The organism is Duganella sp. Root198D2 (genome assembly GCF_001428585.1).
Lineage (GTDB): Bacteria > Pseudomonadota > Gammaproteobacteria > Burkholderiales > Burkholderiaceae_D > Rugamonas.
The window spans coordinates 308,031-321,478 of record NZ_LMIC01000023.1 but is presented as its reverse complement, the minus strand read 5'-3'; the positions used below and the strand labels follow the sequence as shown (position 1 = coordinate 321,478).

The window sequence follows — 13,448 nt, the reverse complement described above, 5'->3', positions numbered from 1 at the left end:
TCCAATGCCAACACCAAACCAACTTGGCCGCGCCACAGAAGCCCAAACAGCTCAATGGAGGCACCATGGACATCGAGGAACGCATGTCAAAAGCGGAATCCGAAATTGCAGCATTGAAAGAAGGGCAAAGATCACTACTTCAGGGACAGGCCGAGCTGCGGGCGACCATGGAACGCGGCTTCATTGAACAGCGAACTGCTATGGCCGAGTTGCGTGGCCACATGGACGCAGGCTTCGTCGAGCATCGAAAGGCCATGGAGGCAGGCTTCACCGAGCATCGAAAAGCGATGGAAGCAGGCTTCGCGGCAGAGCGTACTGCGCGCGCTGAGCAGCGCTCCGCAATCGAGGCAGGCTTCGCGGAGGAGCGAGCCGCTCGCGCCGAGCTGCGGACCGCCATGGAAGCAGGCTTCGCGGAGGAACGTGCCGCTCGCGCTGAGCTGCGGACCGCCATGGAAACAGGCTTCGCGGAAGAGCGAGCCGCTCGCGCAGAGAGCCGGTCCGCCATGGAAGCAGGTTTCATTGAGCATCGAAAGGCGATGGAAGCGGGCTTCGCGGCAGAGCGAGCTGCACGCGCTGAGGAGCGCGCCACTTATGCAGAGCACCGGTCCGGCATGGAACGCGGTTCGAGCGAGGAACGCGCTGCACGGGCGGAATCAATCAAGGAACTACGCCAGGAGATGCAGCGCGGATTCCGCTGGACGTTCAGCGCCTTGCTCTCAATCCTGGCACTGGTGCTGGGCATCATTGCCCGACTGACGGGGACCTTTTAATGGGCCCGAGCCTTGCCGCACTCTAAGTCACGCAACACGCTTGCCGAGGATGACCAGGTCGCGCTCAATGCCGTCGAGATTGGCGACGCGCGGCAATTTGGCCCAGGTCTCGAAACCGAATTTTTCAAACAGCGCCAACGAAGCTTTGTTGTGCCCGAAGATGAAGCCGAGCACGGTGTGCACGTTCACCTGCGGCGCAAAATCAATCGCCTCCTGCAGCGCGTAGCGGCCAACACCCTTTGCGCGCCAGGTTTCATCGATGTAGATCGAGACTTCCGCGGTGCCCGAATAGGCCGGGCGGCCGTAGAAGTTCGAGTACGAAATCCAGCCGATAATGCCATCCCTGCCGCCCTCTTCGATCACCCACAAAGGCCGCCGTTCCGGCTGGTGCTCGTTGAACCACGCCAGGCGCGATGCGACCGACACCGGCTCGGTATCGGCAGTCACCTCACGGGAGGCAATGGTGCTGTTGTAGATCGCGACAATGGCTGGCAGGTCGCCGAGCGTGGCAAGACGGTGGCGAAAATTCGAGTGGCGCAACTTCGTCATTCGTTAAAGCGTGTGGGTGGCCCGGGACGAGCGCAGCGCAGCGCCCAGGATTTCTTCGATACGCAGGCGGGTACGGGTACCTGTCTCGTCGTCTGGGAAATGCACGCCGATACCTTGCGTCTTGTTGTTGGCCGCACCGGGCGGCGTGATCCAGACCACCTTGCCGGCAATCGCGTATTTGGCCGGGTCGTCCATCAGCGTCAGCAGCAGATAAATTTCATCGCCAATCTTGTACGGCTTCTGGGTCGGCACGAACATGCCGCCATGCTTCAGGAAAGGCATATAGGCCGCATACAGGGCGGCCTTTTCCTTGATTGCGAGGGACAACACCGTCGGCCGGTTGACAGCCGCGGTGCCTGGATCGTTAGGGCTTGCGCTCATTTTTTCCTTTCTTCAGCTACAGCAAGCAGTGTAGTCAAGAAGCATATCTTCAATAAACAGTTTCGGCGACAGCGGATGGTCGGACGTCGCGCGCCGTTCGTTGGCGCCCTTGAGCGCTCCCATCAGGCGGCTGATGTTCACCTTGTCCGCCAGTCCGGCCAGCTCACGCTGGTACCGGGGATAATAACGGATGTTACCTGCAAGTTTGTACGAAAACAGGTCGTAAAGCCAGCGTTGTTGCCACGAAACCAAGGAAGTAAGTGGCACTTTCTGCAATTTGTCGGCAGTTTTCAAGGCGCCTTCCACGCTGGGATGGGCCAGGTACTGCAGGAATGCGTCCAATTCTTCGCGATTGCCGGTTTCTGAGGCAGCCACGGCGGCCAGCGGCGAACCGCCCTGCTCGCGCAGCCAGCTGTCGGCGTCCGGCACGCCCTGCTCCCTGAGCCAGGCCAGCGCTTCAGCGTAGGACGGCATCGGCATGGCAAACTTGCGGCAGCGCGACAGGATGGTCGGCAGCACGCGGTCCAGCCCGTTGGAGGAGAGCAGGAACACGGTGCCAGGCGGCGGTTCTTCCAGCGTTTTCAGCAAGGCGTTCGAGGCCGGCATGTTCAGCGCTTCAGCCGGATACAGCACCACCACGCGCAAGCCCTGGCGGTGGGTGGAAATATTCATGAAATCGGCCAGGGCGCGGATCTGCTCGATCTTGATTTCCTTGGAGGGCGCTTTCTTGGCCGCCTTCTTGTCCTCGCCTTCCTCGCCCTCGCCTGCCTCATCTTCAAAAATCTCCGGCCGCACGCGGCGGTAGTCCGGGTGGCTGTGCTGCTGGAACCAGCCGCAGCTCGGGCATTCGCCGCAGGCATGGCCGTCCGGAAGGGCGTTTTCACACAGCAGCGCTTGGGCAAACTGCTCGATGAAGGCCGCCTTGCCGATGCCGTTGGCGCCGTGGAACAGGATGGCGTGCGGCATCCTCTGGCGCAGCTGCTGCAGCTGCTGCCAGGCGCCTTGCTGCCACGGATAGACGTTGCCGCTCAAGCAAGCGCTCCAATGATCTTGGCCAGCTCGTCCTGGATGTCGGCAATGCTGCGGGTGGAATCGATGACGCGGAAGCGATGCGGCGCTTCAGCGGCGCGGCGCAGGTACTCGGCGCGGGTAGCCATGAAGAAATCAGCCTTCTCACGTTCAAAGCGGTCGAGGTCGCGCGTTGCATCCAGGCGCGCGCGCGCCACTTCCAGCGGCACGTCGAACAGGATAGTCAGGTCCGGTTCCAGGTTCGGGTGCACCCAGTGCGCCAGGATTTCCAGTTTTTCGCGCTCCAGGCCGCGGCCGCCGCCCTGGTAGGCGAAACTGGCATCGGTAAACCGGTCGGAAATAACCCAGGCGCCGCGTGCCAGGCCGGGCTCGATGACTTGCGCCACATGTTCGCGGCGGCTGGCAAATACCAGCAAGGTCTCGGTTTCGACGTGCATGGCTTCGTGCAGCCACAGTTCGCGCAGCTTTTCCCCGAGCGGGGTGCCGCCCGGTTCGCGCGAACTGACCAGTTCCAGGCCGCGTGCCTTGACCAGCTCGCCGACGAACTGGATATGGGTCGACTTGCCGGCACCGTCGATGCCTTCGAAAGTAATGAATTTACCGCGTTGTGTCATTTATTGTTTTTGGTACTGGTTGACCGCCCGGTTGTGGTCGGTCAGGTTATCGGAGAACTGGCTGGTGCCATTGCCGCGCGCCACAAAATACAGCGCGCCGGACTTGGCCGGGGCCAGCGCCGCCGTCAGCGAGCCCACGCCCGGCAGCGAAATCGGGGTCGGTGGCAGGCCGACCCGCATATACGTATTGTAGGGGGTGTCGGTCTCCAGGTCCTTCTTGCGGATATTGCCGTCGAACTTGGGCCCGATGCCGTAAATTACGGTCGGGTCGGTCTGCAGCAGCATGCCCAGCTTGAGGCGATTGACGAATACAGCCGCAATCATATTGCGTTCGGACTTCTGGCCGGTTTCCTTTTCCACGATGGAAGCCATGGTCAGCGCCTCGTACGGGGTCTTGTAGGGCAAGCCGGAATCGCGCTTTTCCCAGGCCTCGTCCAAGCGCTTCATCAGCATGCTGTGCGATTGGCGGAAAATGGCCAGCTCGCTTGAATTTTTGGCAAACAGATAAGTATCGGGGAAGAACAGGCCTTCCGGATCCTTGAAATCAGGATTGATGCGCGCCATCAGTTCGCGGTCGCTCAACTCGGCGGTATCGTGCTTCAGGCCGGTATGCGCGGCGATCGCCTGGCGCATCTGGCGGAAGGTCCAGCCTTCGATGATTGTCAGCGATTCCTGGGCGAATTCACCGCGCACCAGCTGGTCGATCAGGCGCATTGGGGTCGTGCCAGGCTTCAGCTCGTACGTGCCAGCTTTTAGCTGTCCGCTCTTGCCGGTCACGCGTGCCAGCAGGTTGAACATCAGGGGCTGGATCGGCACCCCGGCGGCGGCCATCTGCTGGCCGGCCGCACTGGCGCCGCTGCCTTTGCTGATGGTGAATTCAATGGCAGGTTCCTGGCCAATGACAGGTTGGCCCGCCCACCAGGCGAATCCGCCCACGGCCCCGGCCGCGGCCAATATTACCAGTGTGATCGACTTCTTAATAAACGCCATTTCCAAATGCCCGTTCGATAATCCAATCTTGAACCAGTTCCAGCCTGGACGACAGCGTTTTCCAAGCCCCGGCGCAATTTGCGCAGGATCACTATAATGAAGGCCGTAATAATAATGCTTTCATCGCCAGAATACGGAACTTTATGAATAACTGGAATCAACTTTTGACACAGGAACAAGAATCCCTGACCACCAGCCAGCTCGCGACCGGTTTTGTCGCCGCGCTGACTGACCAGGGCCTGATCGCCTTCAGCGGCGAAGAATCGGCCAGTTTCCTGCATAACCAGTTGACCAATGACGTCGAACACCTGGGCCTGGACGACGTCCGCCTGGCCGGCTATTGCTCGCCCAAGGGGCGCATGCTGGCGTCCTTCCTGATGTGGAAGAGCGATGATTCGGTCTTCCTGCAGTTGCCGCGCGCCATCCAGCCGGCAGTGCAGAAACGTTTGCAGATGTTCATCCTGCGCAGCAAGACCAAGCCAGCCGACGTGACCGAGCAGTACGTGACGCTGGCCATTGGCGGCGGCGATGCCGAGGCGGTGCTGCAGACCTGGTTCGACGTACTGCCGGCCAAACCGTTCAGCAAGATCGATCATCCGCTGGGTACCGTACTGCGCGTGGCCGACGCTTTCGGCGCGCCGCGCTACCTGTGGCTGGCATCGGCTGAAACCGCATCGATGGCGGCATCGATGCTGAAGGACCGCCTGCTGGTTGGCGGCAACGAGGCCTGGCGCCTGTCCGAGATCCATGCCGGCATACCGCAGGTGGGCCCGGGCACGCAGGAGCAGTTCGTGCCGCAGATGGTCAATTTCGAACTGCTGGGCGGGGTGAATTTCAAAAAAGGCTGCTATCCAGGCCAGGAAATCGTGGCGCGCAGCCAATACCTGGGCAAACTGAAGCGCCGTACCGCTTTGGCTACGATTGCCGACGCCGCGGCAGCGCCAGGCTCTGAAGTCTTTTCGCCGGCCGATCCGGAGCAACCGTGCGGCATGGTGGTCAACGCCGCGCGCAATGGCGCGGGCGGGGTCGATGCCCTGGTGGAAATGAAGCTGGAAGCGCTGGAAACTGGCGACGTGCGCTTTGGCTCTGCCAGCGGACCGGCCTTGCAGTTCAAGCCCCTGCCCTACGCGCTGGATAAGCTCGACGTCTGAACATGGACATCTACGTGTATTACAAGGTGCAGGCCGCCCAGGCGGCTGGCCTGCAGGGGGCAGTTTTCGCCATGCAGGCGGCGTTGTCGGCGGCGCATGGCGTGGTGGCGCAGCTCAAGCGGCGCCCTGAGGCGCCGGAAGGCGTGCAGACCTGGATGGAGGTTTATCCTGCGGTGGCCGGCCTTCCGTTCCTGGCTGCCCTCAATGCGGCCGTGGCTGAAGCGGGGCTGGCGCGCTGGATCTCCGGGCCGCGCCACGTTGAAATCTTTGAGGATTTGCCGCCATGTGCCTGATAGTTTTCGCCTGGCAGGTGGTGCCTGGCGTACCGCTGATAGCGGCCGCCAACCGTGATGAATTCTATGACCGTGATACCACGCCCGCTGCGCCATGGCCGGACGCGCCGCATATCTACGCTGGACGCGACCTCAAGGCCGGCGGGAGCTGGATGGGCATCACGCGGCACGGGGCGGCAAGCGCGCCGCAATCAATGCCGCGGGCAGACTGCGGCGGCGGCGACACCCCGGCGGCCGGCGCCGGCACAATTGCGGGCGGGCCCTCGCGCTTTGCTGCGATCACCAATGTGCGCAATCCGCAGGAGCACAACCCGCTGGCGCCATCGCGCGGGCAGCTGGTGGCCGGCTTCCTGGCCGGCGCCATGACGGCGCGGGAGTATGTAGCGCAGATCGCAGCGGGCGCCGGGGAATATAACGGCTTCAACCTGGTCCTGTGCGACGGCAAGGAACTGGTCTGGTATTCGAACAAGGGAGCGCACGACCCGCGCAACGGCAGGCCGCTGGAGCCGGGGATTTATGGCCTGTCGAACGCCCTGCTCGACTCGGCCTGGCCGAAAGTGCTGAAGACCAAGGCGCAATTTGCCAGCCTGCTTTGCCTCGGCGCGCCCGAAGACGCCTACTTCGAGATGCTGTCCGACACCACCCGTGCGCCGGACATGCGCCTGCCGGAAACCGGCGTCCCGCTGGAACTGGAACGGCTGCTGTCAGCCGTGAAGATCGAATCGCCGAATTACGGCACACGCAGCTCCACCGTCGTCAAGCTGTACGCGGACGCCCCGGCAGAACTGCACGAACTCCAGATCCGTTAAGGGAGCTGCTCGCGCACGCAGGAAGGCTTTTCCTTGCCCTGGCGGGAGCAGGAAATCAGGGTGCGGGTGCCGGTGTCGATGGCGTAGAAATGGGTCGGGCCGTTGGCCGTGGCCGGCGCCGCGGCGGCGGCCGGCCATTGCATGCCCACGCTGCCCACCTGGGCCTGCGCGACCTGGATCGGGCTGATGGAACCGGCGAGGAAGCCCGCGCCAAACACTGCGCAAACTCCAAGCGCGATGATCGAACGTTTCATTTTCAACTCCTAGAATTCGTAGTGCATTTCGATGTGGGGAATGCCCGCTTCGTGGAAGACATCACCCGCCATGGCGAAGCCGTGGGCCAGGTAGAACTCCGCCGCATGGGTCTGGGCGCTGAGGACAACCTTCTGGTCGCCGCGCTCGCGGGCCCTTTGCATCAGGCCTTTGAGGATGGCGCCGCCGACGCCTGCGCCGCGCGCGCTACTCAGCACCGCCATGCGGCCAATGTGGCCGTCAGGCAGCAGGCGGCCGGTGCCGAGCGGCTTGCCGTCAGCATCGTAAGCCACCGCATGCAGGCAGGCGACATCCCTGTCGTCCATTTCGAGGTCGGCAGGAACGTTCTGTTCCTGCACGAAGACTTCCATGCGGATCGGTTTTGCATCGGCCTGCATGGCAGCCCAATCGCCAAAGCGGAGTGTTGTCGTCATGCCGCGCATTCTCTCACAACATCGCGCGCAGGGCGTCGCGAACCTGCGGCGTCGCCTGGTAAGGATCGGCCGGGTTGTTCTGCGCCACCATGTCGCGCGCCCGCTGCGCTACGCCGTCCAGCGCTTGCGGATGGGTGAAGATGTAGAACTTGTCGCCGGCAATGGCCGCGAAAGTCAGTTCCGCCACATCGTGCGCCGATACTTTGCCCGAGGTCACAGCCTTGCTCACCATGGACTGCGCCGCCATCTGGCTGGCAGTTGGCTTGCCTTCCATGGGTGTATCGCCGGGACGGTTACGGTGCGACTGGTGGATCCCGGTCGGGACGAAAAACGGGCACAGGACGGAGGCGCCAATCGGCGCATCGACCAGCGACAAGTCGTGGTACAGGGTCTCGGTGAGCGCCACCACCGCATGCTTGGATACGTTATAGACTCCCATCACCGGCGGGCAAAGTACGCCGGCCATGGAGGACGTGTTGACGATGTGGCCTTCATAATCCGGGTCGCGCCTGGCGCATTCCAGCATCAGCGGCGTGAAAATGCGCACGCCGTGGATCACGCCGGAAACATTCACCCCCATCACCCAGTCCCAATCCGCTTCGCTTGCTTCCCACAACAGGCCGCCGAAGCCGACGCCTGCGTTGTTGAAGACAAGATGCACCGCGCCGAATTCACGCATCGCCGCATCGGCCAAGGCCTGCACTTCGTCCGATTTGCGCACGTCGCAGCGCACAGCCGCAAGCTGCGCGCCCTGCCCGCGCAATTGCGCTGCGGTGGTGTCGAGCGCGTCCTGCTGCACATCGGCCAGCACCAGCTTCATGCCGAGCGAATGGGCTTTGAGCGCAAATTCGCGGCCAAAGCCACTCGCGCCCCCGGTGATTACTGCGACCTTGCCTTGGAAGTTTTTCATGGAGTGAGTTTCACAAGTTGTTTGCCGAAGTTGTGGCCCTGCAGCAGGCCGATAAGGGCTTCCGGCGCCGAAGCCAGGCCCTGGGAAACAGTTTCACGGTATCTGAGCTTGCCGGCTGCGACCAGCCTGCCCATTTCGGACAGGCCCTGGGGCCACATATCCATATGCTCGGTGACGATAAAGCCGCGCAGCGTGATGCGGCTCAATAGCAGCTTCTTGGCGTTGCGGATCGGGATTTCAGCGCCGGTATAGCCGGCCAGCAGGCCGCACAGTGCGACGCGGGCAAAGGCATTGGTGCGGCCCAGCGCGGTGTCGAACACTTCGCCGCCGACATTTTCGAAGATGGCGTCAATGCCGCCCGGCGTGGCGGCGGCCAGGTCGGCCTTCAGGTTGCCGGCCTTGTAGTCGACGCAGGCGTCGAAACCAAGTTCGTTGACCACGTAGTCGCACTTGGCCTTGCCGCCGGCAATGCCGACCGCGCGGCAGCCCGCCAGTTTGGCGAGCTGCCCGACGGCGCTGCCGACCGCGCCGCTGGCGGCGGAAACCACCACCGTTTCCCCCAGCTTTGGACGCAGGATTTCATGCATGCCATACCAGGCGGTCATGCCCGGCATGCCGACCACGCCCAGGTGGGCCGAAGCGGGGATCACGCTGGTGTCGACCTTGCGCAGCTCGCTGCCGTCGGACACTCCCATCTCGGCCCAACCGAACATGCCGGCCACGAAATCGCCGGCCGCGAAATGGGCGTTGCGCGATTCGACCACTTCGCCGACGGTGCCGCCGATCATGGTCTGCTCCAGCGCCTGCGGCGCGGCGTAGCTTTTCGCTTCGCTCATGCGGCCGCGCATGTACGGGTCCAGCGACAGGTAATGGTTGCGCACCAGGAGCTGGCCCTCGGCCAGCGCCGGTACTGCCACTTCTTCAAGCCGGAAGTTCTCCGGCACGACGGCGCCGCGCGGGCGCGAGGCCAGCACGATACGATGATACTTAGTCATTCAAACTCCTTAGACTGCCGAGACCCCGCCATCCACTGCCAGGACCTGGCCGGTAATGTGCCGGCCGGCGTCGGAGGCGAACAGCGCCACCGCGCCTTTCAGGTCCTCGTCGCCGCCCAGGCGCTGCAGCGGTGCTGCCGCTGCCAGCTTGTCTTCACCCATGGCCTTGATGACGCCTGCGCTGAGCTTGGACGGGAAGAAGCCCGGCGCCAGCGCATTGACGTTGATGCCGAACTCGCCCCATTCGCCTGCCAGGGTGCGGGTGAAGTTGATCAAAGCCGCCTTGGACGTATTGTAAGCGACGGTCTTCATGGTGCCGGGGCCATTGCCGGCCAGCCCGGCGATCGATGCGATATTGATAATCCTGCCCGAGCGGCGCGGAATCATGGAGCGCTTGCCGACTGCCTGCGAAAGCAGGAAGATGCTGCGCACGTTCAGGTTCATCACCTTGTCCCAGGCTTCCAGCGGATAATCTTCAGCCGGTGCGCCCCAGGTGGCGCCTGCGTTGTTGACCAGGATGTCGATATGGCCGCCCAGCGCGTCCAGTGCCGCATCCACCAGCGGGTCGATCGATGCTTCCTTACCCAGGTCGGCGGCGATAGCGAAGGCTTCGACCCCGTGCTCCGTCAATACGGCAACGGCATCGTCCAGCTCGGCCTGCTTGCGCGAGGTGAGCACCACCCGGGCGCCCAGCTCACCGAGCGCCAGCGCCATTTGCAGGCCCAGGCCGCGCGAGCCGCCGGTCACCAAAGCGGTTTTGCCTTTGAGGTCGAAGAGTTGCTGGGTAGTTCGCATGTTCGAGTCCTTATATTGAATAATCCATGCACTGGCGCGCGTCGCGCACAGCACTGAAGAATGGTTTAAGTGCCTGGTGTTGCGGGTGCGACTGGTAAGCGTCGAGCGCTTCTTTGCTTTCGAATTCGGAGTACAGCACCACGTCGTAGCTTGCTTCCAGGCCTGGCTCAGCGATGCCCACTTCCAGTTTCACGATGCCGGGGACGATGCCGGCGCAGGCTAGCAACTGCTCCTTCATTTTCGCCGCATTGGCGGCGCGGTCGGCGCCTTCTGCGTGCTCTTTCAGTTTCCACATGACGATGTGCTTGATCATTCGTTCATCCTCAGAACCACGCGTCCTGCATGTCGAGCGTGGTGGTGTCGAGTGCGGCCAGCAAATCCAGTTGCGGCTGGACCTTGGGCAGCTCCCATTGGTAAAAATAGCGGCAGGCCTGCAGTTTGCCGCAGCGGAAGCTGTCGTCTTCCGGCAGAGTGGCGACGGCCGCCATGGCTTGCTGCAGCCAGATCCAGGCCACCACCACATGCCCGACCGCCTCCAGGTAGACCGTGGCGTTGGCCAGGGTCTGGTTAAGGTCGGGGGCAGCATACAGGGCCTGCGTGACTTGTTCAACCCGGCGCCAGGCGGCGTCCAACGCGCCGGCGTAGGCGGCCAGCTGCCCGGCATCGGCGCCGCGGCCTTGGCTGCGGGCGCTGTGCACAGTGGCGCGGATTTCCCCGGACATGGTCTTGAGCAAGGCGCCGTCATGGATGCTGGCTTTGCGGCCCAGCAGGTCCAGGCCGTGGATGCCATGCGTGCCTTCGTGGATCTGGTTCAGGCGATTGTCGCGGTAGAACTGTTCGACGTTGTACTCGCGCGTATAGCCGTAGCCGCCATGAACCTGGATTGCCAGGTTGTTCGCTTCCAGCCCCCATTGCGAAGGCCAGGACTTGGTGATCGGCGTCAGGAATTCCAGCAGGCGCCCGCCGCGCTGGCGGACCTCCGGCGTTTCCCCGGTGTGCTCGTCGTCGACCAGCCGGGCGCTGTACAGGCACAGGCCCAGCGCACCCTCCACGTAGGCCTTTTGCGCCAGCAGCATGCGCCGCACATCGGTGTGGGCGATGATCGGGAGCTGCGGCGAGGAGGGGTCCTTGGCGGCAGGATGGCGTCCTTGCGGGCGCTCGCGGGCATAATCCAGCGCGTGCAGGTAGCCCGTGTAGCCCAGTACTGCCGCGGCCAGGCCGACGCCGATACGGGCTTCGTTCATCATATGGAACATATTGAACAGGCCCTGGCCCTCGCGGCCGACCAGATAGCCGATGGCGCCGCTGCGCCCGCCCGGCTGCTGGCGCCCTTCGCCAAAATTCAGCAGGCAGTTGGTGGTTCCGCGGTTGCCCATCTTATGGTTCAAGCCCGCCAGTGCGATGTCGTTGCGCTCGCCATTGTCGAGGATCTTGGGCACGATGAACAGCGAGATGCCTTTCACGCCCGGCGGCAGCTTGCCGTCCGGGCCCGGGATCTTGGCCAGCACCAGGTGGATGATGTTCTCCGCCAGCTCGTGTTCGCCGCCCGAAATCCACATCTTGTTGCCGGCCAGCCGATACTGGCCGGCGGCGCCGGGATCGGGCTCGGCGCGCGTCGTGATGTCGGAAAGGCTGGAGCCGGCCTGCGGCTCGCTCAGGCACATGGTGCCGAACCAGCGTCCCTCCAGCATGGGCCGCACGAAGTGTTCGACCTGCGCGCTGGAGGCGCATTTGAGCAGCGTGTTGGCATTGCCGATGGTCAGGAAGGCATAGCTGGACGTGGCCATATTGGCCGCCGTGAAGTATGCCGTAATCGCCTTCTCCACCGTCAGCGGCAATTGCATGCCGCCCAGCGCGTAATCCTGGCCGGCAGCCATCAGGCCGGCTGCGGAAAAGGCATCCAGCGCCCGTTTCACTTCCGGAATCACCCTGACGCGCTCGCCGTCGAACTGCGGTTCCTGCTGGTCGCTCAGCTTGTTGTGCGGCGCGAACAGCTCGCCTGCAATCTGTTCGGCGGTGTCGAGTGCAGCGGTAAAGGTCTCGCGGCTATGGTCGGCAAAGCGCGGACGCTTGGCCAGTGCTTCTGCGTCGAGCCAGTCATACAGCATGAATTCAACATCGCGGCGATTCAGCAGCCGGGACGTCATCACACCACCTCGAACAGGCCTGCCGCACCCTGGCCGCCACCGATGCACATGGTGACCACCACGTACTTCACGCCGCGGCGTTTGCCTTCGCTCAGCGCATGGCCGACCATACGCGCACCGGACACGCCGTAAGGATGGCCGACGGCGATGGCGCCGCCGTCCACGTTCAGACGGTCCAGCGGGATCCCCAGCTTTTCGGCACAGTACAGCACCTGCACGGCAAAGGCTTCATTCAATTCCCATAGGCCGATATCGTCGACCTTGAGGCCGGCGCGCTTGAGCAGCTTCGGCACGGCGAACACGGGGCCGATGCCCATTTCGTCCGGTTCACAGCCCGCCACCGCAAAGCCGCGGAAGATGCCAAGCGGCTGCAGGCCTTTGGCGGCGGCGCTGCGGTCGCTCATGACGATGGCGCAAGAGGCACCATCGGAGAACTGGCTCGCGTTACCGGCCGTGATCACGCCGCCCGGCACGGCGGTACGGATGCCGCGCACCGCTTCGATGGTCGTGTCGGCGCGAATCCCTTCATCGGCCGCGATGGTGACTTCGCGCGTGCCGAGCATGCCGCTCGACTTGTCGGCCACTCCCATGGTCACGGTCATCGGCACGATCTCGGCGTCAAAACGCCCTGCCGCCTGCGCCGCTGCGGCACGCTGCTGGCTCTGCACGCCATATTCGTCCTGGCGTTCCTTCGTAATGCCGTAGCGCGCTGCCACGATTTCAGCGGTCTGCAGCATCGGCAGGTAGATCGCGGGCTTGTGCTCGTTCAGCCACACGTCCTTGTACATGTGCATGTTCATCTCCTGCTGTACGCAGGAGATCGACTCGACGCCGCCGGCGGCGAAGATATCGCCCTCGCCGGCCAGCACGCGCTGGGCGGCGGTGGCGATGGTCTGCAAGCCGGACGAACAGAAACGGTTGATGGTCATGCCGGGCACCGTGACCGGAGCGCCGCCGCGCAGCGCGATCTGGCGCGCGATGTTGCCGCCGGTGGCGCCTTCAGGGTTGGCGCAGCCCATGATCACGTCTTCCAGTTCGCCCGCCTCGATGCCGGCGCGGGCAATCGCAGCTTGCAGCACGTGGCCGCCAAGCGCGGCGCCATGGGTCATGTTGAAGGCCCCTTTCCACGATTTGGCGAGGCCGGTGCGGGCGGTTGAAACGATGACGGCGTCGGTCATGAAGGTCTCCTGGGTGAATTGTTTCGAACCAGCATAGCATAGCTTTAGCACGGTCGTTCGCTAAATTGTTTGCCTTGTAAGTTTTGTGTAAGTTTCAAGCAAGCATGACGTAAGGAACCAGGTCCAGACTCCATCCTGCCGTTGAAGCATT

At 63.3% G+C, this 13,448-nt stretch carries 17 protein-coding genes; 4 read left to right on the top strand and 13 right to left on the bottom strand.

The window, feature by feature from the left end:
* Positions 1-65: 65 nt before the first annotated feature.
* Entirely contained in the window at positions 66-770 is a 705-nt protein-coding gene (locus tag ASE26_RS19095; RefSeq protein ID WP_055923510.1) for a hypothetical protein, read from the top strand.
* A gap of 27 nt (positions 771-797) precedes the next feature.
* Here ASE26_RS19095 and ASE26_RS19090 read toward each other — a convergent pair whose 3' ends face one another.
* The 5 genes from ASE26_RS19090 to mltG are packed head-to-tail and all read right to left on the bottom strand — an operon-like array spanning position 798 to position 4,333.
* Positions 798-1,319: a GNAT family N-acetyltransferase gene (locus ASE26_RS19090; RefSeq protein WP_057246740.1), complete on the bottom strand. Its 522-nt coding sequence runs from the start codon at positions 1,317-1,319 to the stop codon at positions 798-800.
* A 3-nt stretch (positions 1,320-1,322) separates the two neighbouring features.
* Positions 1,323-1,700, bottom strand: a complete 378-nt coding sequence (locus ASE26_RS19085) for a PilZ domain-containing protein (RefSeq protein WP_055923515.1) — start codon at positions 1,698-1,700, stop codon at positions 1,323-1,325.
* A 12-nt stretch (positions 1,701-1,712) separates the two neighbouring features.
* Positions 1,713-2,732 (bottom strand): DNA polymerase III subunit delta', encoded by a 1,020-nt coding sequence (locus ASE26_RS19080; protein WP_057246739.1) that lies wholly within the window; start codon positions 2,730-2,732, stop codon positions 1,713-1,715.
* The gene (gene tmk, locus ASE26_RS19075; RefSeq protein ID WP_055923521.1) at positions 2,729-3,343 is read right to left on the bottom strand and encodes a dTMP kinase; all 615 of its coding nucleotides are present in this window, start codon (positions 3,341-3,343) and stop codon (positions 2,729-2,731) included. Before tmk ends, ASE26_RS19080 begins: the two co-directional genes overlap by 4 nt.
* The gene (mltG, locus tag ASE26_RS19070; protein ID WP_055925141.1) at positions 3,344-4,333 is read right to left on the bottom strand and encodes an endolytic transglycosylase MltG; all 990 of its coding nucleotides are present in this window, start codon (positions 4,331-4,333) and stop codon (positions 3,344-3,346) included.
* A gap of 143 nt (positions 4,334-4,476) precedes the next feature.
* Here mltG and ASE26_RS19065 point away from each other — a divergent pair, with 143 nt between their 5' ends.
* Genes ASE26_RS19065 through ASE26_RS19055 form a run of 3 tightly spaced genes read left to right on the top strand, consistent with a single transcriptional unit; the run spans position 4,477 to position 6,586 of the window.
* On the top strand, positions 4,477-5,484 hold the full coding sequence (locus ASE26_RS19065; protein ID WP_055923525.1) for a folate-binding protein YgfZ: 1,008 nt from the start codon (positions 4,477-4,479) through the stop codon (positions 5,482-5,484).
* 2 nt (positions 5,485-5,486) lie between these two features.
* On the top strand, positions 5,487-5,777 hold the full coding sequence (locus ASE26_RS19060; RefSeq protein WP_055923529.1) for a DUF4936 family protein: 291 nt from the start codon (positions 5,487-5,489) through the stop codon (positions 5,775-5,777).
* On the top strand, positions 5,768-6,586 hold the full coding sequence (locus ASE26_RS19055; protein ID WP_055923531.1) for an NRDE family protein: 819 nt from the start codon (positions 5,768-5,770) through the stop codon (positions 6,584-6,586). The genes ASE26_RS19060 and ASE26_RS19055 overlap by 10 nt, the downstream gene beginning before the upstream one ends.
* On the opposite strand, the gene ASE26_RS19050 is transcribed toward ASE26_RS19055, so the two are convergent.
* The 8 genes from ASE26_RS19050 to ASE26_RS19015 are packed head-to-tail and all read right to left on the bottom strand — an operon-like array spanning position 6,583 to position 13,297.
* Positions 6,583-6,840, bottom strand: a complete 258-nt coding sequence (locus ASE26_RS19050; protein ID WP_055923533.1) for a hypothetical protein — start codon at positions 6,838-6,840, stop codon at positions 6,583-6,585. The genes ASE26_RS19055 and ASE26_RS19050 overlap by 4 nt on opposite strands.
* 9 nt (positions 6,841-6,849) lie before the next feature.
* Positions 6,850-7,272, bottom strand: coding sequence for a GNAT family N-acetyltransferase (locus tag ASE26_RS19045; RefSeq protein ID WP_055925144.1), 423 nt, complete (start codon positions 7,270-7,272; stop codon positions 6,850-6,852).
* 13 nt (positions 7,273-7,285) lie between these two features.
* Positions 7,286-8,182 (bottom strand): SDR family oxidoreductase, encoded by an 897-nt coding sequence (locus tag ASE26_RS19040; RefSeq protein WP_057246738.1) that lies wholly within the window; start codon positions 8,180-8,182, stop codon positions 7,286-7,288.
* Positions 8,179-9,177 (bottom strand): NADP-dependent oxidoreductase, encoded by a 999-nt coding sequence (locus ASE26_RS19035; RefSeq protein WP_055923539.1) that lies wholly within the window; start codon positions 9,175-9,177, stop codon positions 8,179-8,181. The genes ASE26_RS19040 and ASE26_RS19035 overlap by 4 nt, the downstream gene beginning before the upstream one ends.
* A 9-nt stretch (positions 9,178-9,186) precedes the next feature.
* Positions 9,187-9,972, bottom strand: coding sequence for an SDR family oxidoreductase (locus tag ASE26_RS19030; protein WP_055923543.1), 786 nt, complete (start codon positions 9,970-9,972; stop codon positions 9,187-9,189).
* A 10-nt stretch (positions 9,973-9,982) separates the two neighbouring features.
* Positions 9,983-10,285, bottom strand: a complete 303-nt coding sequence (locus ASE26_RS19025) for a Dabb family protein (protein WP_055923546.1) — start codon at positions 10,283-10,285, stop codon at positions 9,983-9,985.
* Between the two features lie 10 nt (positions 10,286-10,295).
* Entirely contained in the window at positions 10,296-12,119 is a 1,824-nt protein-coding gene (locus tag ASE26_RS19020; RefSeq protein WP_055923550.1) for an acyl-CoA dehydrogenase, read from the bottom strand.
* Positions 12,119-13,297: an acetyl-CoA C-acyltransferase gene (locus tag ASE26_RS19015; RefSeq protein WP_055923553.1), complete on the bottom strand. Its 1,179-nt coding sequence runs from the start codon at positions 13,295-13,297 to the stop codon at positions 12,119-12,121. The genes ASE26_RS19020 and ASE26_RS19015 overlap by 1 nt, the downstream gene beginning before the upstream one ends.
* Positions 13,298-13,448 lie beyond the last annotated feature (151 nt).

Bases quoted from the DNA above. Each gene is read 5' to 3' on its own strand.
- ASE26_RS19060 (WP_055923529.1), top strand. From the start codon at position 5,487: ATGGACATCTACGTGTATTACAAGGTGCAGGCCGCCCAGGCGGCTGGC.
- ASE26_RS19030 (WP_055923543.1), bottom strand. From the start codon at position 9,972: ATGCGAACTACCCAGCAACTCTTCGACCTCAAAGGCAAAACCGCTTTG.
- ASE26_RS19025 (WP_055923546.1), bottom strand. From the start codon at position 10,285: ATGATCAAGCACATCGTCATGTGGAAACTGAAAGAGCACGCAGAAGGC.
- tmk (WP_055923521.1), bottom strand. From the start codon at position 3,343: ATGACACAACGCGGTAAATTCATTACTTTCGAAGGCATCGACGGTGCC.
- ASE26_RS19085 (WP_055923515.1), bottom strand. From the start codon at position 1,700: ATGAGCGCAAGCCCTAACGATCCAGGCACCGCGGCTGTCAACCGGCCG.
- ASE26_RS19050 (WP_055923533.1), bottom strand. From the start codon at position 6,840: ATGAAACGTTCGATCATCGCGCTTGGAGTTTGCGCAGTGTTTGGCGCG.
- ASE26_RS19055 (WP_055923531.1), top strand. From the start codon at position 5,768: ATGTGCCTGATAGTTTTCGCCTGGCAGGTGGTGCCTGGCGTACCGCTG.
- ASE26_RS19045 (WP_055925144.1), bottom strand. From the start codon at position 7,272: ATGACGACAACACTCCGCTTTGGCGATTGGGCTGCCATGCAGGCCGAT.
- mltG (WP_055925141.1), bottom strand. From the start codon at position 4,333: ATGGCGTTTATTAAGAAGTCGATCACACTGGTAATATTGGCCGCGGCC.
- ASE26_RS19040 (WP_057246738.1), bottom strand. From the start codon at position 8,182: ATGAAAAACTTCCAAGGCAAGGTCGCAGTAATCACCGGGGGCGCGAGT.
- ASE26_RS19020 (WP_055923550.1), bottom strand. From the start codon at position 12,119: ATGACGTCCCGGCTGCTGAATCGCCGCGATGTTGAATTCATGCTGTAT.
- ASE26_RS19015 (WP_055923553.1), bottom strand. From the start codon at position 13,297: ATGACCGACGCCGTCATCGTTTCAACCGCCCGCACCGGCCTCGCCAAA.
- ASE26_RS19065 (WP_055923525.1), top strand. From the start codon at position 4,477: ATGAATAACTGGAATCAACTTTTGACACAGGAACAAGAATCCCTGACC.
- ASE26_RS19035 (WP_055923539.1), bottom strand. From the start codon at position 9,177: ATGACTAAGTATCATCGTATCGTGCTGGCCTCGCGCCCGCGCGGCGCC.
- ASE26_RS19090 (WP_057246740.1), bottom strand. From the start codon at position 1,319: ATGACGAAGTTGCGCCACTCGAATTTTCGCCACCGTCTTGCCACGCTC.
- ASE26_RS19095 (WP_055923510.1), top strand. From the start codon at position 66: ATGGACATCGAGGAACGCATGTCAAAAGCGGAATCCGAAATTGCAGCA.